Source organism: Erysipelatoclostridium sp. DFI.2.3, assembly GCF_019132535.1.
Lineage (GTDB): Bacteria > Bacillota_I > Bacilli_A > Erysipelotrichales > Erysipelotrichaceae > Clostridium_AQ > Clostridium_AQ innocuum.
In genome coordinates, this window is sequence record NZ_JAHOOJ010000007.1 from 1 (window position 1) to 24,446 (window position 24,446).

Consider the following 24,446-nt stretch of genomic DNA (forward strand, 5'->3'; position numbering starts at 1 on the left):
ATTATAGAAAAAGAAACAGATGAATGCCACCTGTTTCTTTTGGGATTTATCCCCCTAAAGTGTCCCTCAAAGTTCAGACCCCTAAATTGACCCCTAAAGTTTAGCCCCCCAAATATTTTGGATACCCATATTGAGGGCATCCTTTTTTTCTGCAGCAGCATGGGGGCGAAAGGGTGTCCATATATAATGCACAAATTTATCATTTTGTCTGAAAATAAAGTGATACATAGCATGCTAATGCATTTAGTTTCATAAAAATGATGGTTTTCTTTCATGAAAATGTAAACAAAAATGACATTTTCGTGTGAAAGTGAGAGTTAAAATATTGTATTTCTATGTGAATTACGATATAATAAGGTCATTATCAGGAATGATAGGAGGGAATTAGATGAAAAAGCTATTCAAAGTGATGGCCGCAGCAGCATGTGCGCTTTCACTGACAGCCTGTGGAGGATCTTCTAAAAAAAGTGATACATTAGTTGTAGGAGCTGAGGAACTTACAGGAACATTTTCACCATTGTACTACACTGGTGCTTACGACGGATACGTAATCGATCTGGTGTACAACAAATTGATGGAGTATGACGTGGATGGTAATTTACAGCCTTCTCTGGCAGAAAAAACGGACGTTGCCAAGGATGGTAAAACAATTACATTCAATCTGAGAAAGGGTGTTAAGTTCTCAGACGGAAGCGACTTCACAGCAAAGGATGTTGAATTCTCATACAAGGTAGTTTCAGATCCAAGCTATACAGGACGTTTCATCTCTACTTGCCAGTATCTGGAAGGATACAAGCAGTACAACAACAAAAAGAACAAGGAAGAACCAGATTATCCTGGTATCGAAGTGAAGGACGATTATACTGTCGTATTCCACTTCACAGAAGCAAGAAACGATAATCTGCAGAGTCTGATGAACATCAGTGTTATCAGCTCTAACCAGTTTAAGGATTCCTATGCTTACAAGAAAACAAAACCAATTCAGGATGCTGTAGGTAAACCAATCGGTACCGGACCATACGTATTGGACAAATGGGAAGCCGGTACAGGTGCTTCTCTGAAAAAGAATGAGAAATACTGGGGCGATGATTACAAGGGTATTGCAAATGTCATTATCAAACCGGTAAAGATGGAAACGGAATATCAGGAACTGAAATCCGGCAATATCGACCTGCTGGCAGGACAGATTGAGCCTAAGAAAATCGGACCTGCTTCCAACAACGAGGATCTGACAATCAACCACTACCCACGTGGTGGTATGGGTTACATCACTTACAACACAGTAAATGGTGCAACAAGTGAAAAAGAAGTACGTCAGGCACTGTCTTACGCATTCGACCGTCAGTCTTTCGTTAATTCTTACTATGAGTGCAAGGACTGCAAGGATCTTGATGGTGTAGAAATCGGTTATGTACCAACAACTTGGAACAACCCAATCTCTAAGCTTGGTAAAGTTATCACAGGCGAGGAAAAGGTTGACGGCTTAACAAACTACAGCTATGACATCGAAAAGGCTAAAAAGCTTCTGGATGATGCAGGATGGAAAGTCGGAGCTAGCGGATTCCGCGAAAAAGACGGACAGAAGCTGGAAATCAAAATCATGGCAATCAAAGATCATGATATCCTGAACAACCTGATCCCTATGTGGAAAAAGGCTTGGGGTGAAGAGCTGAAAGCTGATGTTAAGGTTGCAACTGTTGACTTCAACACACTGATGGATAAAGTATACTATGACAAGAACATTGAAGAATGGAACGTTTACTTCATGGCTACTTCTTTCACAGATGATACAATGTCAGGTGCTGTAACGAACTTTGATTCCAAATATGTTGGTGATGGTCTGGACAACACAAGCCGTCTGAAAGACGAGAAGCTGGATAGTCTGATGGATGCTGCATTGACAGAAATGGATATGGATAAAGCAAAAGACAAATGGGTAGAGGCTCAGAAACAGGTAAATGAAGACGTTTCTGCACTGCCTGTATATGGTAACACTTACTTTGACTTCTACAACAAGAAGATCAAGAATCTGAAGACAAGTGCACTGTACCAGTGGACACATGGTCTGAGGGATGCTACAATCGAGTAAATTTAAGTAGTAAACTGTAAAGTGTTCAAATAAGAGCAAGGATACACTTGCTCTTATTTATGTTTTAATTCAACTTCTATGTTTCAAAATTAAGTTTTTTTGGAGGTGATCTCATGCTGAAATATATAGTTAAACGTTTGCTAAATCTAATTCCTGTCATATTTATTATTTCAATCGTCATTTTTGGGACCGTAAAGGGAATGCCAGGAGATCCAGTTGATGCTTATCTGGGAATGGGAAGCAAGGCTACCCCGGAACAGAAACAGCAGATTCGTGAGGAATTGGGACTTGATAAATCTCTGCCAGAACAGTATGTAATCTGGGTGGGAAATCTTGCTAAAGGAGAACTGGGGACATCTACCAAGTTCAAACTTCCAGTTTCTGAAATCATTGGAGACTACGTATGGAATACATTCCTGCTGAATCTGGTTTCCCTCGTTATCGGTATCGGGCTTTCTATTCCGATTGGAATTAAGCAGGCAACAAAAAAATTCTCTAAATTCGACAATTTCTGGACAGTATTCTCCTTATTGGGTGTATCTGTGCCAACGTTCTTCTTTGCGCTGATTCTGATTTTCTTCGTAGCGCTGCCTTCCGGCGTGATACCGGTCAACGGTATGCGTACCCCGGATCTTGCAGTCTTCGGATATGATAATATATTCCAGGAAATCGGAGATGTTGCATTGCATATGCTGCTGCCGATAATTGTTCTTGCGTTCGGTAACTTTGCGACCTTCTCCCGTTATGTTCGAAGCTCCATGATTGATGTTATCAATCAGGACTATGTGCGAACCGCGCGTGCAAAGGGCTTGAAAGAGAAAACAGTGATTTACCGTCATGCATTTAAAAATGCGCTGATACCTCTTGTTACACTGCTGGGTCTGTACATTCCTTCCCTGTTCAGTGGGGCAATGATTCTGGAATCCGTATTCCTGTGGCCTGGTCTGGGTAAGATTTTGATCGAGGCAATCAGTGGACAGGATCAGAGTATTATCACGGCGTGTCTGATGTTCTCTGCCATTTTGATGGTGCTGGGAAATCTGCTGTCGGATATTCTATATTCCGTTGTCGATCCACGTGTTAAAGTAGAATAGAGGTGATTAGAATGGCGAAAGAAAATGTAAATCAAACGGAAATAAAGCTGGATAAAAGCGATACCATGGGCCCTTGGCAAATTGCATGGAATAAATTCAGACAAAACAAAATCGCTATGGCTGGTCTGATCATTTTTATACTGATCGTTCTTGCCGTGATTTTCGTACCGATCATAAGCGGTGTTAATGTAAATGATTATAGCTTTGATACAAAAAATATTGGACCGAATGCTGAGCACTGGCTGGGTACTGACCAGCAGGGGCGTGATGTATTCTTCCGTTTGTTCCTGGGTGGACGTATTTCTATCATGGTAGGTATCATCGCTGCCCTGATTACGGTGTTCCTTGGCTGTGTGATCGGTGGTATATCCGGTTATTATGGTGGATGGATTGACAATCTTCTTATGCGTTTTGCGGAAATTGTGTACTCTCTGCCATTTACACCACTGATTCTTGTACTGGCATATAATATGTTATGGACACCGTCAAATGTGAAAATGTATATCGTATCGTTTCTGATCGGTGTGCTCTCGTGGCCGGGACTGGCGCGTCTTGTGCGCGGGCAGATTCTGTCACTTCGCGAACAGGAATTCATGCAGGCCTGCGAGGCACTTGGTCTGAGTGATTTTTCAAAAATATTCAAGCATCTGATACCGAATGTTTTATCCATGATCATTGTTAATGCGACATTGTCCATGGCGAGTGCTATTCTGACAGAGGCCGGATTATCTTTCCTTGGTATGGGTGTTACCGCACCTACGCCTTCCTGGGGAAATCTGATGGAACTGGCAAGAAATACCGAAGTCTTCCAGGACTTTCCATGGAACTGGCTGCCTGCCGGTATCATGTGTCTGCTGACCGTTATCTCCATCAATCTGATTGGAGAGGGACTGCGTGATGCGTTTGACCCGAAAGATATACGATAGGAGCTGGTGAGTATGGAACAAGTAAAGAACAAGAAAATATTGGATGTTGAAAATCTGAAAGTATATTTCTATACAAAAAAGGGTGTTTCCAAGGCTGTAGACGGAAACAACTTCAAAATGTACGAAAATGAAACACTGGCAATCGTTGGGGAATCCGGCTGTGGAAAGAGTGTTACGGCCATGAGTATCCTTGGTCTGGTGGATGAACCCGGTAAAATCGGGGAAGACAGCAAGATCATGTACGGTGACAAAAACCTTGCGACATTAAAGGATGATGAAATCCGTAAGATTCGTGGTAACGATATCTCTATGATTTTTCAGGAGCCGATGACTTCACTCAACCCGGTATTCACAGTAGGAAATCAGATTATGGAAAATATCCTGTTGCATGAGGATGTAAAAAAGGAAGAGGCACACGAACGCGCTGTCAAGCTTCTGGACATGGTTGGAATTTCCCGCCCGGAAAAGGTTGTGGACAACTACCCGCATCAGCTATCCGGTGGTATGCGTCAGCGTGTTATGATCGCTATGGCGCTTGCATGTAATCCAAAGCTGCTGATTGCCGATGAACCGACAACAGCACTGGATGTTACCATTCAGGCACAGATTCTGAAGCTGATGAATGACCTGAAGGAAAAAACAGGAACCTCCATCATGCTGATTACGCATGACCTTGGTGTTGTTGCACAGATGGCGGATCATGTAAATGTCATGTATGCCGGTAAGGTAGTGGAAAGTGCTCCGGTATTTGAAATCTTCAAAAACCCGAAGCATCCGTATACCGTTGGCTTAATGAGCAGTATGCCTTCCCTGAACAGCGGAAGCAAACGTCTGAGTACGATTGAAGGGAATGTACCAAACCCGATCAATCTGCCAAAGGGCTGCTATTTCGCAGACCGTTGTCCGAAGGCGATGCCAAAATGCAGGGAGTCCCAGCCGCATGACGTGAAGGTCGGATCCAGACATCACGTTAGCTGCTTCCTGTTTGATGATGCGAAAGGGGAGGAATAAAAAATGGAAGACAAGAAAGTAATTCTCGAAGTCAAAGACCTGAAAAAATATTTCCCTCTTGGAAAAGGTAAGCTGGATAAAAATAAAAAATATGTAAAGGCTGTTGATGGTGTATCCTTTAAGCTGTATGAAGGGGAGACGCTTGGTCTTGTTGGAGAATCCGGCTGTGGAAAATCCACACTTGGACGTGCAATTCTTCGTCTGCATGAACCGACAAGCGGGGAAGTGCACTTCAATGGTGAAGATATTCTGAAAAAGAACCGTAAGGAAATGCGAAAGCTGCGTGAGGAAATGCAGATTATTTTCCAGGATCCATACAGCTCTTTAAATCCCCGGATGAATGTATACAACATTTTGAGTGAACCGCTGGTTGCGCATGGCTATTATAAAAAAGGTGACGAGCTGAAGCAGTATATTCTGAATCTGATGGAAAAATGCGGGTTGCCGCCATACTACTGCTACCGTTACCCGCATCAGTTCTCCGGAGGTCAGCGTCAGCGTATCGGTATCGCCCGTTCTCTGGCACTTGATCCAAGCTTCATCGTATGTGATGAGCCGGTATCCGCACTGGATGTTTCCATTCAGTCACAGATCATCAACCTGATGATGGATATGCAGGAGGAACGTAAGATTTCCTATATCTTCATCTCTCACGATTTGAGTGTTGTGAAGCATATCAGTAACCGTGTCGGTGTTATGTATCTTGGTTCTCTGGTAGAGCTTGCAGATAAGAATGAAATTTATGAGAATCCTCAGCATCCTTATACAAAGGCGCTGATGGCTGCGATTCCAAAGCCGGATCCTACACAGCGTTCCAGCATGGAAGCAATTCATGGAGAGATTCCTAGCAATGTCAACGTACCAAGCGGATGTAAATTCCACCCGCGTTGTCCATATGCGAAGGATATCTGTAAAACACAGGAGCCGGCAGCGAAGGAAATCAAACCGGGTCACGTTGTTCTCTGCCACTTTGGCGGTGAGTTCTAGTGTTCATCAATAAACCGAAATTTAAGGATCTGTTGAAAAAGAAGGAAGTGCGGGAAGGGAAGGAAGCAAATCTTGAAAAGGGTGACTTTCTGGCTCTCATTATGGCTGCATTCTCGGTGTTTGTACCGGTAATTCTGCTGTTCTGTGCCGTACTCGGTATATTTATCTGGCTCTTTCTTCTGTATATTCACTAAGTCGTTAAAGACGAAGGCACAGGTGTCTGCAAATATTTGTAGAGCTCTGTGCTTTTTTTGTATTGGCTTTTTATGACTGTATCCAGACGGAAATGACTACAATTGGTATTTTCCTTGAAGCTTTCAGCTGCAGGACGCGCGGTGGTACAGCTTTTCCTTTGTCGAAAAAAGCGCTTTGTAATGCATTCTTCCATTGCTTATAGGCTCAAAAAATGTTATTATTTTAGGTAGAGATAGACTCATGGAAGCGTTGTGATTCTATCAGATAAGGACTACTTTTAATAAGTATTACATGAAGTAAGAGGAGGACATACTTATGTTAAAAGGTATTGCAGCATCCGCAGGGATTGCGATTGCAAAGGTTTACAAGCTGGAAACACCGAGCTTCGAAATTGTTAAGACAGAAGCAACACCTGCAGAAGAGGTAGCGAAATTCAACGCTGCTTTGGAAAAAACGAAATCTGATATCGAAGGTATCAAGGAACGTGCCGCAAAACGTCTGGCACCGGAAGAGCTGGCAGTTTTTGATGCTCACCTGATGATGGCAGGGGATCCTGAGCTGGCAAGCCAGATTATCTCAATGATTGAAAACGACAAGGTAAACGCAGAATTTGCGACCAATGAAGTTGCGAATATGATGGTTGCCATGTTTGAATCCATGGATAACGAATACTTTAAAGAGAGAGCAGCTGATGTTAAGGATGTTACATTCCGTTTGAAATGCAATCTGCTGGGACTGACGATTCCTGATCTGAGTGCAATCAACGAGGATTCCGTTATTATCGCACATGATTTGACACCTTCCGACACAGCGCAGCTGAATGAATACGCAAAGGGCTTTGCGACGAATATCGGTGGTAAGACAAGCCACTCTGCTATCATGGCAAACTCTCTGGAGATTCCTGCTGTTGTAGGCTGCAGTGGTGTTCTGGATGCCGCAAGCAATGGCGATACGGTAATTCTGGATGCATTGGACGGCGTTGTTATTCTGAATCCAACTGCTGAGGAAATCAAGGAATATGAAGGGAAACGTGCTGCTTATATGGAAGAAAAAGAAGCACTGAAGGTATTAAAGGATGCAAAATCCATTACAACAGACGGACATGAGGTTGAGCTTGCCGGAAATATCGGTACACCGGATGATGTAGAGGGTGTGTTGAACAATGGTGGTGAAGGTATCGGTCTGTACCGTACAGAATTCCTGTATATGCACTCTGATCACTTCCCTACTGAGGATGAGCAGTTTGAAGCTTATAAAGCAGTTCTGGAAGGTATGGGAGGACGCCGTGTTGTCGTACGTACACTGGATATCGGTGGTGACAAAAAGCTTCCTTACTTCACGTTCGATCCGGAAATGAACCCGTTTTTGGGATATCGTGCAATTCGTCTGTGTCTGGACAGAACAGAAATTTTCCGCACACAGCTGCGTGCACTGATCCGTGCTTCTGTTTATGGAAGACTGTGCATCATGTTCCCGATGATTGCGACGGTTGATGAATTCCGTCAGGGTAAGGCAATCTTTGAAGAAGAAAGAGAAAAACTGATTGCAGAAGGTGTTAAGGTTGCAGATAAAATCGAAGTAGGTATGATGGTGGAAATTCCTGCTGCTGCAGTAAATGCAGATAATTTTGCGAAGGAAGCAGATTTCTTCTCCATTGGTACAAACGATTTGATTCAGTACTCTATGGCAGCTGACCGTATGAATGAGAAGGTATCCTACCTGTATCAGCCATACAATCCATCTATCCTGCGTCTCATTAAAATGACGATTGACGGAGCACACAAGGAAGGCAAATGGGCTGGTATGTGTGGAGCAATGGCTGGAGAAGAATATGCGGTACCTGTACTTCTCGGTCTTGGACTCGATGAATTCTCCATGTCAGCTACACAGATTCTGAAGGCTCGCAAGATGGTTACCAACCTGAGCAAGAAGGAAATGGAAGGTCTTGCTGAGGAAGCACTGAAGCAGGCGACTGCTGAAGATGTTCTTGCACTTGTGAAAAAAGCAGTGGAATAATATTTATAAATGGAACCGGATGGCAGACTGCTGTCCGGTCTTTTTTATAGTGAAACAGACTGAAATTCCAGTGAAAAATACGAACGGTACTGCAGCTTTTGCTGTATCAATCATTCAGACAGCGTATGAAATCGCTTAATAGTATGTAAAAAACTGCATTTATAGACACTTGTATCGACAGAGTGTTTAAAAACATATATGATTGTGATATGATAATACCATGAAAACAGATAAGTTAGAGAGCTTGTATACACACATTGAAGAAAAAAGAGTCCTTCGTGATTTTGAAGGCATTTTTCATTATGCCTCCCAATATGATAATCAGCTGTTATTTTCTTGGCAGTTCCTATTTCAACACAGGTGTTTATGATAAAGCGATGAAATATCTGCAGGAGGGAATTCGCATCGGAGAACATGCGCCCTATCCATTTTTTCAGATGATGTGCTATAATCTGGCAGGGATGGTGAGTGGTACGCTTGGCGATGATATCATGTCGGTTGAATATATGCTGAAGTCCTATTATATCGCTTTGGGTCATCAGGAGCTCGGGTATCTGTATATCATTTTAAACAATCTGGGTGTACTCTTTTTTAACCTTGGTTATTATGAAATCGCAAAGGAATATTTCACCAATGCCTTTGAAGAGCGCGGAATCGGTAGCTATGATGATCTTAAAATCAATGATGGCTTCAATATCATCAATCTGATGGGGACAAGCATTTATCTGAAGGATGATCTTGAATATGAGCGCTGGCTGATCTGGTACCGAGAATTTCAAAAACGATTTCAGATCGTTACAGTAGATAATGACTATCAGATGTATCAGGTTCTCTTGTGTGCCCATACGCAGGATATAGCAAGGCTGCGTGCTGAAGTGGTCCGCTTTCTGGAAATTGCCGGCAGAGAAGAGGATCGTTTGCATACGTTTAAAAATCTTCTTAAGGTATTTAAGGTCTGCATGCAGTTTCAGGAACAGAAGCTTTCCTCACAGATTTTTATGAGCTTCAGCTGATTCTTCAGGATTATCCGAATTATCAGAATCATTCCGAGCTTAAGGAATGTCAGGTCATTTATGCGAACACTTTTAAAGCTGAACAGGAGCGTCTACAGGCGCTGGAGGAGTATTATGATATTCGGCAGCTGGAGCTTTCGGCTGCACACAACAACATGAAGAATACGCTGCTGTTAAAGATAGACATGGAACAGCTGCTGTATGAACGTTATCAGATTTTAAAGGAAAACAGGGAGCTGGAGCGTCGTTCTGAAATAGAGGAATTCACAAATGTCATGAATAAAACGGCGTTTCGGACACATGTGAGTGCAGAGCTTGAAACCATGCATCAGGATCAGTATGTCTGCTTGCTGGTCATTGATATTGATAAATTTAAAAGCATCAACGACACCTTCGGTCATCTTGTCGGTGACCAGGTGCTTCTGCATGTCGTTAAGGTGTTGAAGGAGGTTCTTCGCAGCAGCGATTTCATCGGTCGCATCGGCGGTGATGAGTTCTGTGTGTTTATGAAGAATATCCTTTCTCTGCCCTATCTGTATGAGCGTCTGGATGAGATTTTAGATCGTCTGGTAAATACAAGAATCGAGGACAGACAGGTCCTGAGTGCCAGTATCGGTGTATGTATGAGCAATCATATCTGCAGGTATGACGAGATATTCCAAAAGGCGGATGAAGCGATGTATCACGCAAAGCACGCCGGTGGAAACTGTTATGATATTACAGAATTGAGTACATGACAAGATATTGCTAAAAATGACAAGATATTTTATATTTGATACTGTATACTATGTACTGTAGTCGGCAGATATGCCGCTTAATCACAAAGTTATCAGAGAGGAAAACAGCCGCGGTAAACCCCGGACATGAATGCAGTTCAGCGGTTCTTCAATGATGGAGCGATATGAGGATCGTCTCTATTGCTGATAATCTTGTATAAAGAAATGATTCTTACGATCCCTTTCAAGAATCATTTTTTTTATTTTTCACGCGTTTTCAATTTGTCTGTGATGTGATAGAATGATTCCATGAGAGCGGGGATGAGAATGAGAAAAAAAAGACTATGCGGAATCGTGTGCCTGTGTCTGGTGCTGAGTGGCGGATGCAGTGCAGCTGAGCCAAAGGAGGAGAAAAAAACCTCACAGTATTTTCTATTTACCACACCTTTATCTACGCATACGCTATGGCAAAAGGCCAGAGAAGGGATGCAGGATGCCTGTACGGAGCTGGAGGTGCATTGTGACTGGAAGGGACCTATTAAAATTTCCACCGATGATATGGTGGATGTCATCAATACAGGTCTTTTAAAAAAAGCAGATGGCATAATCACACAGGGGGTCATAAGCAAGGAGCTGATCCAAAAAGGAAATGACAAGGGTATCCCCTTTGTCCTGGTGGATTCTCCTGTTGAGGGCAGCAGTCCGCTAACGACGATCAGCAAGGACTTTGATGAGCAGGCCAGACTTCTGTTAGCCGATATCGAAGAAAAGCTGGGTAAGAATAAAATGCTTCACATCGGCATTCAGGTCAGTGATTTGAGCTTTGACCTTGCAAGGGATCAGATTGCTTCCATTGAAGCTGTATTTGCACAGCATCCCGGCGGCTTTGAGATTGTCGCAAAAAGTGAATCACGCAGTGACCAGCTCACCTCCCGCAACGAGTGGATCAAGGTGCTGCAGAAGGATACCGGTATGAATGTTTCCATCAACCTTGCAGGGGAGAATGCAATCGGTTTTGTGGATGCAAGCGAATATATGGACAATCGCGATACGATTCTTGTGTACGGCGTTGATGATATGAAGGAAACACTGGAGCTGATACGGGAGGGGAAGGTGGAAGGCAGTATTGTGACATCCTTTTATCAGTACGGATATGAATCGGTACATATATTATATGATTATGTCACCAGGGGAGTACGGCCGGAAAAGGAGCGGATTCCTTCCTATCTTGTGCTCGTAAACAAGAGGAATCTGAATACCTATGCATCCGCTTTGCAAAAGGAGAAAATGCATGTGGAATAGATCGAAAAGCTTTCGCAGTAAAATCATGAACTACAATCTCATGCTGATCGTGGTGATGGTACTTGTCTGCACGACCTATGTACTTATCAATGATCGAACGATAAAGAAATTCAATTCCACCTATACCACCTACAATGAGCTGAATCAGTTTTATGACAATTTGAAGAATCTCAACGATGCGTTACAGGTGTACCTGTATTCTCAAGATGATCAGAATTATAAGGATTTTCACAGATATCGTACAGTTCTGCAGGGGAATGTGGAAAAGGTAAAGGCGAGTCTGAAAAATCAGGATCATGTCTGGCGTTTCGAGCTGCTGAACAATATGGTGGATGGCTATATGGCGCAGGCAGAGCTGGTCATCGCTTCCGATCTTCAGCAGGAAAAGGAGTTCAGTGTGAAGTATCAGGAGCTGCTGTATGAATATGATCTGATCAATAAGACAGCTAGTGAATATTATGGCCTGGCGACGCAGGATATGCAGCTGCAAAAGGCGGCAGTCAACAGCAATCAGAAGACCATGCAGCTGGTGTCGCTGTTCTTTATCCTCTATCTGATTGTATGGATGATCTATTTTTCCATATCCACTATCAAATCCATCACCGATCCTCTGGAAAAGGTAATCAATAATATGAACCGTATCAAGAAGGGAGCATATGACCTTACGCAGATTTCCAATACGAATAAGGAGATGAATGTGCTTTGTCTTGCCCTGGAGGATATGGCGGACAGTATCGAAAAAAACATCCAGTATGAAAATGAAAAGGCAAGGCTGGAACGCAGGGTTCTGGAACAGCAGAATGACAATCTGCGAAAGGATGAGCTGCTTGCCCAAAGTGAGCTGCGTATTTTACAGAATCAGATCAATCCGCATTTCCTGTTCAATACACTGAATATGATTTATAAAAAGGCGTACAGTGAGGGAGCCTATGAAACAAGTGAGCTGATGGAAAAGACGAGCCAGCTGCTTCGCTACGGTCTTGATAATGCAAGTAAAATCAGTTCTCTGAAAAAGGAAATCAAGGCAATTTACAACTACAATTACATACAGGAAAAACGATACGGTGACAGAATCCGCTTTCTGATGGATATCGAGGAGGATTTACCGGATATCCCGATGCCCTCCATGGTGCTGCAGCCGCTTGTGGAAAATGCGGTGTCACACGGCTTACAGGATATTATCGAGGATGGAGAGGTTGTGATTGAGGTAAGCCGTCTCAATGATGAAATCATGATATCTGTCAGTGACAACGGTACCGGTATGCCTGCGGATGAGCTGGAGAAGCTTATTCTGAACGATTTCCGCATGAGCAGTGATGAACGCTCTCATCTTGGGCTTTATAATGTTACAAGGCGCCTGAAGGCCTTTTATGGCGATGGGGTACGTATCATTGTCAACAGTCTGGAGGAATGCGGATTTGAAATCAATATACAGATTGATTTGAAGGAGAACGGATATGTATAAAATCATGATCATTGAGGATGAACAGATTGAGAGGGAAACGCTGTATAAGATCATTCAGGAGGGTTTTCCGGAATGTCAGGAGCTGTATGCTGCGAAAAATGGTAAAGAAGCACTGACCCTGTTTGAAGAGCATCATCCGGATATCATATTAGCCGATATCAATATTCCGGGTATCAATGGTCTGGAGGTGATTCGCCGCATTCGGCAGACAGCGGGGGAAGTGGAGTTTCTGATTTTATCCTCCTATAATTACTTCGAATATGCACAGGAGGCGATTCGTCTTGGTGTGGAGGATTTCATCTTAAAGCCGTATACGATTGATCATTTAAAGGATGCTCTGCGAAAAACGATGGAGCAGTTACAGCAGAAGCAGAATGAAAAAAAGCATCAGAGTGATCTGCTGGAAAAAATAGAAAGGATTACTCCGGTCGTGGAAAATGAATGTCTGTTTGCCATATTGTCGAATGAGGATGAGCTGGTGCTGCGCAAGAATCTAAGACTGCTCAGTCCGCGCATCTGCAGCGGTTTCTGTTTCATCATCCGATCCTCTCATTACGATCAAACCTATATGGAAAAGGTGTCCGCAGGCTTCATACAGCTGGGTTTTCGCTGCCTGAAGGAGCTCTTTCATGAGCTGCAGATTTTTTATATCCTTGCAGAGCGGGCTATTCCGCAGGAGGATTTGCAGCATTTGGAGAGCTATATCACTGCATTGCAGTCGGATAGCCTTGAATTTGGTATCGGACCGATTGTAAATGACATTGCGCTGTTTCACCATTCCTTCCAAATAGCAAGAGATCGCATCGGCATTCAGGAGCCGATCTGTTCTCAGCTTCTGCAGGACAGCAGTGATGATTGCAGGGTGGATATCGATCTGGATAAAATTGTTGCACGTTTTGTGTCCATCTTTCAGAAAATGGATGAGGAGGGTCTAAAAAGGGCAGTCCATCAGCTCTGTCTGACACTGATTCCTCATGAGCGCAGGCAAATCGTTCAGGAGGTGGCCGATTTGTTTGAAAGGCTACGTGATACATTGCAAAAGGAATATGCGGATATCGATCTGCAAAGGATAGAAATAGCACCGCTGCAAATCAGTACGAATATTCATCAGGAGGTGCCGCTGTATCTACATATGCAGATGCATCGACTGTATGATCCCATTGTTGAGGAGCGCTTCCGTAACACCAATCAGCTGGTACGTCAGGCAGTCCGCTATATTGATGCCAACTACCGTAAACAGATCACCCTGAGTGATATGGCGGATGCATTGCAGGTTTCACCGTTTTACCTGAGTAAGCTGTTGAATAATTCTCTGCATAAAACCTTTACCGAGCTTGTCAGCGAGCGGCGGGTGGAGGCGAGTAAGGAGCTGTTGAAAAGCGGTAAGCGAATCAAGGAGATTGCTTATGAGGTCGGCTTTCAGGGACAGAATTACTTCACAAAAATATTTAAGAAGTATACCGGTGTAACACCGAAGATGTATAAGAATTCCTTCGACGACAAATAGGAAATAAAAGGAAACTGCAAATAATTGCTAAAGATAACAAGAATTTACTAGTTTAACAGTTATATAATAACATTGCAGATAAAAGACCAATTTAACAATCATAATTATATCTGCAATACCATAATGGTAAGGCTGTTACCAGCCGGCCTTACTTTAATCCTTTTTCTTTAAAAAAACCATGTTTCTCCCAGAACATGGTTTTTTTATGCCAAGCGTAAAAAGAAAAGCAATATCCGAATGGGATGTATTCCACAAGCGAATATTGCATATTCATTCATTGTTCAACCGACTTCAAAATTCATGTATGCACAATGCTGTTTTCATAAACAGGTATTGCGGTATCTCTTTTTATTTGGTCAGCTCCAGAAATTCATCAATACGCTGTGCGCATGTATCCAGACAGCTTGTCCAGAATGCTTCATCACACAGGTCGATATCAGCCATCGCTGCAACATCTTCAACACTGGATACCGTTGTTGCTTTTAGAAGCTCACGGTATTTTGGTACGAAAGCTTCTTTCTCTTCCTGATACTTCACAATCAGTCCCCGTGCAAACAGAGCTCCGAATGCATATGGGAAATTGTAGAAGCTCAAACCGCTGGAATAGTAATGGGACTTGCAAATCCACATATACGGATGCAGATAGTCGGGATCCAGACCGTCCCCATATGCCTGCTTCTGTGTTTCGATCATGATGGCTTCCAGCTCGTCCGCAAACATAAAGCTGTCTTTGCGCTTTTCAAATACTGTCTTTTCAAACAGGAAGCGGGAATAGATATCACAGATAACCTGTGTCAGATCCTGCAGCTGATTTTCAATCAATGTGATTTTTTCCTGACCCTTCGCCTCCTCGATTGCGGCATTCATAATGATGTTTTCATTGAATGTTGAAGCAGTTTCCGCAACCGGCATGGAATAATCGGTATTCAGGGGACGGTGATTCTCAATCATCATACCGTGATAGGCATGTCCCAGCTCATGGGCAAGCGTAACGATATCACCAAGCGCACCGTCATAGTTCGTCAGAACACGGCTCTGTTTTACGCCGCTTAAATTAGCACAGAAGGCACCGCCGACCTTTCCCTTGCGCGGGAAGAAATCAATCCAGCTTTCGTCAAAGGCACGCTCCATCATATCTGCCATATCCTCTGCGAAAGGACGGAAGTGCTTCAGCAGGTATTCCTTTGCCTCCTCTATACGATAGGTTTTTGTTTCCTCACCGAGTGGCGCAAACAGCTCATACCAGGGAAGACCGTTCTTATATCCGAGAAGCTCTGCCTTGCGTCTGAGATAGGCATGAAATTTCGGCATATAGGATTGCATGGTATGCAGCAGGGCATCCAGCGTTTCCTGCTTCATGTGCGCATTGTGCAGTGTCATGGCAAGTGGAGAAGCAAAGCCGCGCAGCTCACATTCTGTCAAAACCTGTGCCTTGATGCTGTTTAAGGAAAAGGCAACGGCATCGCGTATTTTATCATAGGCCTTCAATTCTGCCTCATAGGCACTCTTGCGCACCTTTGCATCACTGTCATAGGCCATATTGCGAATCTGAGAAAGGGTGGAGACTTCGCCCTTATACTCTACCTCTACAATACTCGTCAGATATTCCTGCAGATTGGCCCAGGCTTCACCGCCGCTGATATTCATTTTGGATAATACATCCTCTACATCATCACTGAGCAGATAGGTACTGTCCTCTTTTATTGTATGCAGCAGGTAGCTGTATTCCTTCAGCAGTGCATCCTGTTCAATACACGCATCCAGATCCTCAATTTCTGCCACGTAGCGGTTGAACCTTGCATTTGCTTTCGTGATGCCGCTGAATTTCTGTGAAAACTGATTCATCAGCGAAACCGTTTTTCCATCCGATGTATTCGTGGACTGCTTCAGAGAAATAAAGTGTCCGACGCGATCGGCTAGTGTGTGGAATTCCTCCAGCAGGGACAGCATATCGTGTAAAGCTTTCACCTCGTTATCATGACACAGCTGCTCAGCAGCCTGTGTACAGCGTTGAATAACGGTATCCATTTTTTTGAAGTCATTGACAAAGGCTTCATCATAATATCCCTTGTATAAAACATCTAAAGACCATTCATTCATAAGTATCTACCTTCTTTCATCCTTTAGACAATACCCATATTATATCCCATCTATACAGGAAATGCACAGTTTTACAAAGCTTATTTCAGGAAACTGTGCAGTTGAGAGGATGACATGTAAAAAGACTCCACTTTTCATGGGGTCTCTTATGCAATTCAAACAGGAATACTCTGTTGTGCTGATTGCAATTTTTTTGGTATTTGTGACAGGTTGCAGGAAGGTGTTTTTATCCGTGTGTTCCAACGTGACGGCGTGAAAAGGTGTAAATTGCGTAGGCACATACCATAAGCACCGTGCTGTATCCGATGAATATCAGATTGTTGCCGGGGACGGCTTCAAACAGGGTCAGCGAGCCGAAGAGGAAAAAAATGAAGGAGCTTCCCACCTTGACCGTATCTTCACGAAGGTGAGAGAAGATCAGCTTGCCTGCAAAGATACCGAGTATATTCGCCATAATCAGCCCCAGTGATGCACCGAGGAAAATCGGAAAATGCTCACGCATGTGATCGGCGGCCAACGCAACGGTGGCGAGCTGCGTTTTATCACCAAGCTCTGCGATAACAAAGGTAAATGCAATGGATATTACGGGGATTTTCAATGCAACATGATGCCCTGCTTCTTCCTCGGTGCTGCAGCGAAGATTCATCAGTCCAAAAAACAGAAACATGGCACTTGCTGCCAGCTTGATCAGACGCATGGGAATCAGATCACCGATCAGATCACCGGCCAGTACGGAGACACCGCTGATGGCAAAGACACCGAGTATCATGCCGGCAATTACGGTTTTTACGGAGTAGCGGTTTGTCAGCGCCATAATCATCAGCTGTGTTTTATCGGCCATCTCCGCCAGAAAAACAAATAGAAATGTATGAAACAGCATAGGTTCACCTCTTTCAACTATATGCGTGGGAAGCAGGCGGTATGCAGGGAATATAAAAAAGATTTTCTTCAGAGCATGGTTGCATATTCTGAAGAAAATCAAGGGGAAAGCTAGGAAATATATGCGAGAATCAGCTTCATGGTGTTTTCCACACCATCATAATGCGTTCGTTCCATTCCATGGGATGCATGTACGCCCGGACCGATCAGTGCACCGCGGATATCACAGCCTCCGCGCAGTGCTGCGCTGACGTCGCTGCCATACATCGGATAAATATCAACGGCATAGCACAGCTTCTTTTCCTTAGCCAGCTCAATCAGCCGGCTGGTCATTTCATAATCATACGGTCCGCTGGAATCCTTGGCACAGATGGAAACATCCTGTTCACTGCAGGCCAGATCAAGACCGATACAGCCCATATCCACGGCTATCAGCTCACTAATGCATTCCGGTATGTGTGACATGCCATGACCGACCTCCTCATATGTGCTCATCATGAAAATAAGATCGTATGCAGGGGTGATGCTGTGTTCCTTCATATGCTGAAGGACGCCCATCAGGGCACTGGCACTGATTTTGTCATCCAAAAAGCGGGATTTGATAAAGCCGCTTTCCGTAATCTGAACCTTTGGGTCGATTGCCACAAAATCACCGTTGCAGATGCCGAGTGCTTCCACATCCGCTTTTGTTTTCACAACCTCGTCAATGCGGATTTCCATCTCATCGACCTCACGTTTTCTGGTCGACGCGTCTTTATATACATGCGATGCGGGAGAACAGGAAAGTACGGTACCGCTATATACCCTGCCATCTCTTGTATGAATGCGGCAGTATTCCCCATCCAGTGTGGGAATGATCGGGCCGCCGATGTTGGTGACTGCCAGCATACCGTTGCTTTTGATGGAGCGTACCATCAGCCCAAGTGTGTCGCAGTGCGCACAGAAGCCGATTGTTTTTTCACTGCTGGAGCCCTTTACATAAATCAGAAGGTTTCCCTTATTGTTGCGCTTAGTCTGATAACCCAAGGCTGCTGCCTCGTCGGCTACAAGGTCAATTGCCTTTTTTGTATAACCGGTTGGGGAGTCCGTCCCCAAAAGTCTTGAAGCAAAATCCAATACGTATGTCTTATCCATTTGTCTACCTCACTTACTTATAGAAACGCCGTCGTTTCCGTCAATCTCGCTGACTCTGACCCGAATGACCTCACGCAGGGAGCTGGGAATATTCTTTCCTATATAGTCAGCGCGAATGGGAAGCTCCCGATGTCCGCGGTCCACCAGCACAGCAAGCTGAATTTCCCTGGCTCTACCATAGTGCATGATCGCATCCATCGCAGCCCGTACGGTTCTTCCCTTGAAGAGTACATCATCCACAAGGATGACCTTTTTATCCTTTACCGGCAGGGATTCCATCGGCAGGGGATAGGGCTTTTCCCGATCATCTCTCCAATGCGATACATCCAGGGCAAAGCAGGGAACACTGATGTCCTCCACGTTGCATATAATGTCTGCCAGTCGTCTGGCAAGAATTTCTCCTCTTGTCTTGATACCGATTAAGACGATATCCTCTACGCCGCGGTTATGCTCGATGATTTCATGCGATATGCGGATGAGAGAACGTTTCATCTGGAGCGCGTCTATGATTTCCTTTGTTTCCATGTACTACCTCCTGACGTACAGCTACTATAAGTATAGCGGTTCGTCTTCGTTTTCGCAATCATTTCCAAGGATTTCACGTAAAATCGAGGCTGTATATTCCTCATACAGCTGCGTATTGTTTTCCGCCCTTCTCGTGTACAGAACATAGACCGGAATATCCTGCAGATAGAGGATGGTAAAGAAATCCCGCAGGAGGGCGTCACAGACAGGCTTGTTTTGAGCACAGCCAAGCGGATTGATGAAATAGGAGGAAATCAGCTGTCCGTTTCTGCGGCAGGGTCCCTTGCGGAACAGGTCCAGACATTCATCCAGTGTTTCCAGTCGCCGATAGCCGTATTCATCGCTGACATTATCCAGATAAAACAAATGTGTAACCTTGTGAAACTGCAGGGTATTTGCATGCTGAATAAGCGGCAGAATCTGATACAGCTCCTGATTTTCCTGTATCAGAAACAGGCTGTCGGAAAAAGTGGAGAATACCGAGGTGATACGGGAATGTGTGATGTTTTTCAGGGCACCGATTTCTCCGCCGGTGCTGACAATTTCCTCATCCAGATAATGCAGGGTTCCATGATCATCATAAACGGGGGCTGCCGATAGCCCCTTCTGTTCACAGACTCGAAGACAGGCATCAAGCAGCTCACTTTTGCCGGTTCCGCTTTCTCCGGCAAAGACCAGTCCTTTCTTTGTATCACCCGCCTGCATCTGAAGCATGGAGGCATGAATGGGCAGATCGTGCTTCTCCATGCAGATTGCATTGTAAAGGGTCTGCAGCATATCCTTGAGATAGCGTATATGATGCATACGCGGGGTTCCGCTGACCAGTCCGATGGTGATCTGATTCGTTTCATCGTAATAGTAGCAGGCCTGATCCTTTGCGGAGGCTAAGGCAAAAATGAGAATGAAGTCCTGTTGCAGGGACAAGGCAGTGAGCGGATACAGGGCGGCGAGACAGACGCCCAGCTGTACGCATTCTCTGGACAGATAAACAATGCCCTTTTTATCCGCAATCGCAATACTCATTGCAAAAAAAGCATTTGCATCCATACTGATATCGCGGTAGATGAAGGTGGAGGAGCGCTCAATAGAAATATTGGCGGCATCCGGCTGCTGAAAGAGTGGTACATGATGCAGCTGTACCTGTGAAATAAAGGGAATCTGCTCCAGAGGAAGGTGTGCATAGGGATGGGATACCTCACATACACGCAGCTGCAGGGTAGCATCAAATCCAAAGGGCTGCATATGCAGCAGGCTGTTGTCCTTTTGCTTCAGGACGGCCATGTTCTGAAACAGGGTGTCCAGAGAAGGGTTTCGTGCTGCTTCACTGCTGCACAGACGAAATTTTGAAAGTGTCGCGGCATAGGTCAGAAATTCCAGCAGATACGGACTGGGGTGCGGCTGTGCGGTAAGCAGGGCGAGTACTCTTGCTTCCTCAATATCATAAGGATAGGCGTCTATCAGACGGCGCAGGTATTGCTCACCGTCACAATCCTGTGGAAATAAAAGTTCTTTTTTCATATGGGATCACCTGTTTGTAAGCTATGCGGCGGCTGTCGAAAAAAGTACAAATTTGCACAACAGTCAGCAGAGTGGCTCTATTCTACATCATACCGTTTTCTACAGCTTCAGATAGAAAATGCGGAGGTATGCAATCCACTGATGATTTTAAGGGGAAAAGCGGCTACAGAATGCATGTCTTCGCTGTATACGGTTATGGAGCATTTAAAAATCAGAAGGCATCGTTCGTTTTTCTTTGCTGATATGGGAATGAGATGCAAGAAACCGCTCATTTTTATAAGCAGCGAAAGAAATAACTTGTAATCGTTTGCTTAACGGAGAAAAGATATGCTGCCAGCATGCTTCCCTATGTCTTTCTCTTCCGCAAATGAGTAAGACAGCCATTGCGCTGTGAAAAGCGTTCAGAGGTCTATCGTAAGGTTGGATATAGAAAAAGACGCAGTACATGGGAGTATCCAAATGTATATGCGTCTTTGTTATGATAGCTTCAGCTGTGCATTATGCCATGCTGTTATAAAAGACAGCCTTATAAAAATAGCAATGAAATTCAGCTTGTGTAAGTATCTCTATTTTTGTACATGACCTTGTCAGACAGAGGCAGTGCGTTAGAACAAATTCATCAGCTCTTCCTTGCTCATGCTGGTGATGATTCCCTCGTTATTGTGAATAATGGAGTCGCTGAGGTCCTGCTTCAGACTCTGCAGCTGCATGATTTTCTCCTCGATGGTATCCTTTGCTATCAGCTTGACAACCTGTACATTGTTATGCTGACCGATGCGGTAGGCGCGATCCGTTGCCTGATTCTGTGCAGAAACGTTCCACCATGGATCAAAATGGATAACGACTTCCGCACTTGTCAGATTTAAGCCGGTACCGCCTGCCTTCAGGGATATCAGGAAGATGGGGGTATCATCACTGTTAAAGCTGTTTACCAGCTGCTGCCGCTGCAGCTTCGGTGTGCTTCCCTTCAACAGATAGTAAGGGATATCCTGGCGTATCAGCTCCTTTTCCAGCAGCGAAAGAAGCGAGGTGAACTGTGAGAACAGGAGAACCTTTTTTCCGGATTCCCGGCAGCTTTCAATAAACTCCATACAGGCACTGATTTTGGCACCGATACCGTTATAATTTTCATACAGCAGGCGCGGATCACAGCACAGCTGACGCAGTCTGGTCAGCATACTGAGAATCATGATTTTACTGTTTGCGAAGCCTTTTTCCTTAAAGCTTTTGTTAAGGTCATCCCGTATGAGGGATACATTGGCCATATATAATTTTCTTGTTTCTTCATCCAGCTCAATCAGCATGGTGTTTTCCACCTTTTCCGGCAGTTCCTTGAGGACATCCTTCTTCACACGCCGCAGGATAAATGGTTCAACCATACGTTTCAGCTCCTTCAGCATTCCCATATCGTTTTCCTTGACGATGGGCTGCTCATACTGCTTTTTGAAATAGGAATAGGTATACAGATAGCCGGGCATTAGGAAATCAAAGATGCTCCACAGCTCTGCCAGTGAATTTTCAATCGGTGTTCCGGTCAGGGCGAACCGATGGCGGGCCTGTATCTGCTTTACGCTGATGGCATTCTTGGTGTTGTGGTTTTTGATATACTGCGCTTCATCGATAATCTGATACTGGAAGGTAAAGTCCTCGTAGGCTTCAATATCCCGTTTTAAATAATCATAGGAGGTGATAACGACATCATAGTCCTTACAGCTGCGGATTTGTACCTTTCGCTCATCACTGGAGCCGCTGATAATGATGCTCGTCAGCGTCTTGGAAAATTTCTCAATTTCACTTTGCCAGTTGAGTATCAGCGAAGACGGGCAAACGACCAGTGACAAAGAATCTTTGCACTGCAGCCGTTCATCCTCCAGCAGCGTGATGACCTGCAGGGTTTTACCGATACCCATATCATCTGCCAGTATACCGCTAAAGCCATAGGCAGCCATGGTTTTCATCCAGCGAAAGCCGGTTTTCTGATAATTACGCAGTGTTGACTTCAGCGCTGGAGGGACTGCAAAGTCACTGTCCTTGACATTGCGGATGCCGCGAATAATATCCTTGAAGGAGGAATCCCGGTCGACCTTGATCATATCGCTGTCCTTCAGACTGTTGTCAATATACAGAGAACGATATTTGGGAACCTTGATCACACCGCTGCTGATTTCCTTTTCACTCACGTGCATACCATCCAGAATTGCACTGAGCTCCTGCAGTGCACTATCCTCGATATTGACAAAGGAGCCGTTTTTCATACGGTAATACTTCTTATTCATACGATAAGAGGCAAGGACCTCCTGCAGCTCATTAACAGGGAAATCGTAGGTATCAAAATTAATTTCCAGCAAATCACTTTCAATGCGGACACCCATGGAGATATTGACACTCTCCTTGATCTGCAGCTTTTTAAATTTATCTGTAGCAAATATCTCACAGGTATTGCCAAGCTCCTTCAACCCCTGATTCAGAAATTCATACATGGCATCCTGCGAATGCTCGATATAGGCAATGCCGTCCACTGCATCGATTCGGGTCATGTAACGGGTAAAGACAAGCCGTGTCGCAATTTCATCATTGAAATTTCTGGAGGTGGACAGGGCACTTGTGCTGAAAGCGTTGTATTCCTCATTTCCATAGCAGTACATCAGGCGTGCGGAAATCACATTGTGCTTGGGCATATCGATATACAGACGGCATTCCAGAGGAAGCGGTGCAAAGGCAGAAATATCCACACCTCTCAGCGGAATATACCGGCGTGTATTCATAATGACATTATTATAAAAGGTGGGCATGAGTTCACTGCTTAACAGCAGTGGTTTTTTCTTTTCCAGATATGTCTGCAGCAGGCGGCTGCAGGCTTTGGAATAAGCGGTATCACAGCGGTACAAAATATGATCCATTAACAAATATACATGGCTGCGGCCTTCAAATATGCGATAGCTCAAAGAGCTCAAGGCGATTTCATAGGAGTCATCCTCCTGTTTTTTAACTTCCATGGTAAGCTTTGGATTTTCATCCAGAAAGCGCATGTTGATCAGCATTTTTTCCTTCATGCGATGCATGATATCCTCACCGGCGTACAGCTGGAAAAATTCATCAAGCGCATCCGGTGTCATACACAGGTTTCGTGCCTGCGGACAGCGCTCCAGTGCATGGCGGTTCTGGAAATAGAGGACATCATGCTCATGGCGCAGCATAAAGTCAAGCAGCTTCTGACTTTCTTCATCAAAGCTTAAGCGGTTATGCAGAAACTCCAGCTCCTTGCCATAGCTTTTTTTCACATTGTGGCGGATATCGTCAAGAAACTGCGCAATATCCTTTACGATATAGCGCTTTGCATTCCCCACCTTCAGTGTCAGTGCCAGGATAGTTCGCTGACGAATCTCCAAAACAGGCTCGATATGTACCGCCTGCTTCAGATTCATAGCCAGCGAGGAATAGATGATTTGTTCCTCATAGGCATTCATAAGGGAAATGGCGTAGCTGTCATGCTGCTGAACTGCGGTATGTGCATCCGTCTCCTTCTGCTTCTTTTCATGCTCCTCATTCAGCTTTATTAAAACAGCCGTACAGTGCTCACATGACAATGTATCTTTCCCATGCTGCGGACAGCTGCATAAATGTGCGCGCACCGTTACATCATCCTTGTCGATGGACATGTTGACTTCCCGGTAGTTCTTTCCATCCTTAATGGTAGCGTTGATCATGATGATTTCCCTGGAAGAAAAATCATCGATATCCAGAGATACGATTCTCTGCTCATCCACCAGTCTTTTCGCTTTTTCATATTGTTCATCACTTCCGGCAAAATCCCGGATTTGTGCATTGGTAAACTCCATACATACACCCCTGCTTTCATCTTATTATTGTACCATCTTTTTCACGTAATTTGTCCCTGTATATGAAATGTTTTTCCATAAAGAGAAGATATGTATACCGTTCAGTGTTTGTAAAAATACGCCTGCTGCT

18 protein-coding genes are annotated in these 24,446 nt (G+C 44.4%); 12 read left to right on the forward strand and 6 right to left on the reverse strand.

Annotated elements, in window-relative coordinates; translation table 11 throughout:
* The first annotated feature begins 388 nt into the window (after positions 1 to 388).
* From KSZ58_RS08445 to KSZ58_RS08495, 12 genes are all read left to right on the forward strand, one after another.
* A complete protein-coding gene (locus tag KSZ58_RS08445; RefSeq protein ID WP_002608077.1) occupies positions 389 to 2,089 on the forward strand; it encodes an ABC transporter substrate-binding protein in 1,701 nt (566 codons plus the stop codon).
* A gap of 113 nt (positions 2,090 to 2,202) precedes the next feature.
* Complete coding sequence (locus tag KSZ58_RS08450; protein WP_065530800.1) at positions 2,203 to 3,183, forward strand: ABC transporter permease; 981 nt, start codon at positions 2,203 to 2,205, stop codon at positions 3,181 to 3,183.
* A gap of 11 nt (positions 3,184 to 3,194) precedes the next feature.
* Positions 3,195 to 4,109, forward strand: coding sequence for an oligopeptide ABC transporter permease (opp4C, locus tag KSZ58_RS08455; protein ID WP_044906841.1), 915 nt, complete (start codon positions 3,195 to 3,197; stop codon positions 4,107 to 4,109).
* A gap of 12 nt (positions 4,110 to 4,121) precedes the next feature.
* A complete protein-coding gene (locus tag KSZ58_RS08460) occupies positions 4,122 to 5,120 on the forward strand; it encodes an ABC transporter ATP-binding protein (RefSeq protein ID WP_002608080.1) in 999 nt (332 codons plus the stop codon).
* A gap of 3 nt (positions 5,121 to 5,123) precedes the next feature.
* Entirely contained in the window at positions 5,124 to 6,107 is a 984-nt protein-coding gene (locus KSZ58_RS08465) for an ABC transporter ATP-binding protein (RefSeq protein WP_217752660.1), read from the forward strand.
* Positions 6,107 to 6,301, forward strand: coding sequence for a hypothetical protein (locus KSZ58_RS08470; protein ID WP_002608082.1), 195 nt, complete (start codon positions 6,107 to 6,109; stop codon positions 6,299 to 6,301). The genes KSZ58_RS08465 and KSZ58_RS08470 overlap by 1 nt, the downstream gene beginning before the upstream one ends.
* 316 nt (positions 6,302 to 6,617) lie before the next feature.
* Positions 6,618 to 8,318, forward strand: coding sequence for a phosphoenolpyruvate--protein phosphotransferase (gene ptsP, locus KSZ58_RS08475; protein WP_008819704.1), 1,701 nt, complete (start codon positions 6,618 to 6,620; stop codon positions 8,316 to 8,318).
* Positions 8,319 to 8,575: 257 nt separating this feature from the next.
* Complete coding sequence (locus KSZ58_RS22655; protein ID WP_236580813.1) at positions 8,576 to 9,331, forward strand: hypothetical protein; 756 nt, start codon at positions 8,576 to 8,578, stop codon at positions 9,329 to 9,331.
* 155 nt (positions 9,332 to 9,486) lie between these two features.
* Positions 9,487 to 10,068: a GGDEF domain-containing protein gene (locus KSZ58_RS22660; protein WP_233104444.1), complete on the forward strand. Its 582-nt coding sequence runs from the start codon at positions 9,487 to 9,489 to the stop codon at positions 10,066 to 10,068.
* Between the two features lie 306 nt (positions 10,069 to 10,374).
* Positions 10,375 to 11,349, forward strand: coding sequence for a substrate-binding domain-containing protein (locus KSZ58_RS08485; RefSeq protein WP_217752661.1), 975 nt, complete (start codon positions 10,375 to 10,377; stop codon positions 11,347 to 11,349).
* The gene (locus KSZ58_RS08490) at positions 11,339 to 12,814 is read left to right on the forward strand and encodes a sensor histidine kinase (protein WP_065530801.1); all 1,476 of its coding nucleotides are present in this window, start codon (positions 11,339 to 11,341) and stop codon (positions 12,812 to 12,814) included. The genes KSZ58_RS08485 and KSZ58_RS08490 overlap by 11 nt, the downstream gene beginning before the upstream one ends.
* Positions 12,807 to 14,321 carry a response regulator gene (locus KSZ58_RS08495; RefSeq protein WP_008819707.1) on the forward strand — a complete coding sequence of 505 codons (1,515 nt, stop codon included), beginning with the start codon at positions 12,807 to 12,809 and terminating at the stop codon, positions 14,319 to 14,321. Before KSZ58_RS08490 ends, KSZ58_RS08495 begins: the two co-directional genes overlap by 8 nt.
* Positions 14,322 to 14,669: 348 nt before the next feature.
* Here the strand turns inward: KSZ58_RS08495 and KSZ58_RS08500 are convergent, their stop codons facing one another.
* The 6 genes from KSZ58_RS08500 to KSZ58_RS08525 all read right to left on the reverse strand — a co-directional run bounded on the left by KSZ58_RS08500 (position 14,670) and on the right by KSZ58_RS08525 (position 24,316).
* A complete protein-coding gene (locus tag KSZ58_RS08500; protein ID WP_008819708.1) occupies positions 14,670 to 16,421 on the reverse strand; it encodes a M3 family oligoendopeptidase in 1,752 nt (583 codons plus the stop codon).
* Between the two features lie 226 nt (positions 16,422 to 16,647).
* Complete coding sequence (locus KSZ58_RS08505) at positions 16,648 to 17,301, reverse strand: TMEM165/GDT1 family protein (protein ID WP_008819709.1); 654 nt, start codon at positions 17,299 to 17,301, stop codon at positions 16,648 to 16,650.
* Positions 17,302 to 17,411: 110 nt separating this feature from the next.
* The gene (locus tag KSZ58_RS08510) at positions 17,412 to 18,434 is read right to left on the reverse strand and encodes a M42 family metallopeptidase (RefSeq protein WP_008819710.1); all 1,023 of its coding nucleotides are present in this window, start codon (positions 18,432 to 18,434) and stop codon (positions 17,412 to 17,414) included.
* A 9-nt stretch (positions 18,435 to 18,443) separates the two neighbouring features.
* Positions 18,444 to 18,959, reverse strand: coding sequence for a bifunctional pyr operon transcriptional regulator/uracil phosphoribosyltransferase PyrR (gene pyrR, locus KSZ58_RS08515; protein WP_008819711.1), 516 nt, complete (start codon positions 18,957 to 18,959; stop codon positions 18,444 to 18,446).
* A 24-nt stretch (positions 18,960 to 18,983) separates the two neighbouring features.
* On the reverse strand, positions 18,984 to 20,477 hold the full coding sequence (locus tag KSZ58_RS08520) for a hypothetical protein (RefSeq protein ID WP_009269592.1): 1,494 nt from the start codon (positions 20,475 to 20,477) through the stop codon (positions 18,984 to 18,986).
* A gap of 605 nt (positions 20,478 to 21,082) precedes the next feature.
* A complete protein-coding gene (locus tag KSZ58_RS08525; protein ID WP_009269591.1) occupies positions 21,083 to 24,316 on the reverse strand; it encodes an SNF2 helicase associated domain-containing protein in 3,234 nt (1,077 codons plus the stop codon).
* Positions 24,317 to 24,446 lie beyond the last annotated feature (130 nt).

What these genes read in the sequence shown, in the direction of transcription:
- KSZ58_RS08485 (WP_217752661.1), top strand. Translation starts at nt 10,375, where the DNA reads ATGAGAAAAAAAAGACTATGCGGAATCGTGTGCCTGTGTCTGGTGCTG.
- KSZ58_RS08460 (WP_002608080.1), top strand. Translation starts at nt 4,122, where the DNA reads ATGGAACAAGTAAAGAACAAGAAAATATTGGATGTTGAAAATCTGAAA.
- KSZ58_RS08505 (WP_008819709.1), bottom strand. Translation starts at nt 17,301, where the DNA reads ATGCTGTTTCATACATTTCTATTTGTTTTTCTGGCGGAGATGGCCGAT.
- KSZ58_RS08500 (WP_008819708.1), bottom strand. Translation starts at nt 16,421, where the DNA reads ATGAATGAATGGTCTTTAGATGTTTTATACAAGGGATATTATGATGAA.
- KSZ58_RS08445 (WP_002608077.1), top strand. Translation starts at nt 389, where the DNA reads ATGAAAAAGCTATTCAAAGTGATGGCCGCAGCAGCATGTGCGCTTTCA.
- opp4C (WP_044906841.1), top strand. Translation starts at nt 3,195, where the DNA reads ATGGCGAAAGAAAATGTAAATCAAACGGAAATAAAGCTGGATAAAAGC.
- KSZ58_RS08490 (WP_065530801.1), top strand. Translation starts at nt 11,339, where the DNA reads ATGTGGAATAGATCGAAAAGCTTTCGCAGTAAAATCATGAACTACAAT.
- KSZ58_RS08520 (WP_009269592.1), bottom strand. Translation starts at nt 20,477, where the DNA reads ATGAAAAAAGAACTTTTATTTCCACAGGATTGTGACGGTGAGCAATAC.
- pyrR (WP_008819711.1), bottom strand. Translation starts at nt 18,959, where the DNA reads ATGGAAACAAAGGAAATCATAGACGCGCTCCAGATGAAACGTTCTCTC.
- ptsP (WP_008819704.1), top strand. Translation starts at nt 6,618, where the DNA reads ATGTTAAAAGGTATTGCAGCATCCGCAGGGATTGCGATTGCAAAGGTT.
- KSZ58_RS08495 (WP_008819707.1), top strand. Translation starts at nt 12,807, where the DNA reads ATGTATAAAATCATGATCATTGAGGATGAACAGATTGAGAGGGAAACG.
- KSZ58_RS08510 (WP_008819710.1), bottom strand. Translation starts at nt 18,434, where the DNA reads ATGGATAAGACATACGTATTGGATTTTGCTTCAAGACTTTTGGGGACG.
- KSZ58_RS08465 (WP_217752660.1), top strand. Translation starts at nt 5,124, where the DNA reads ATGGAAGACAAGAAAGTAATTCTCGAAGTCAAAGACCTGAAAAAATAT.
- KSZ58_RS08525 (WP_009269591.1), bottom strand. Translation starts at nt 24,316, where the DNA reads ATGGAGTTTACCAATGCACAAATCCGGGATTTTGCCGGAAGTGATGAA.
- KSZ58_RS08450 (WP_065530800.1), top strand. Translation starts at nt 2,203, where the DNA reads ATGCTGAAATATATAGTTAAACGTTTGCTAAATCTAATTCCTGTCATA.
- KSZ58_RS22660 (WP_233104444.1), top strand. Translation starts at nt 9,487, where the DNA reads ATGAAGAATACGCTGCTGTTAAAGATAGACATGGAACAGCTGCTGTAT.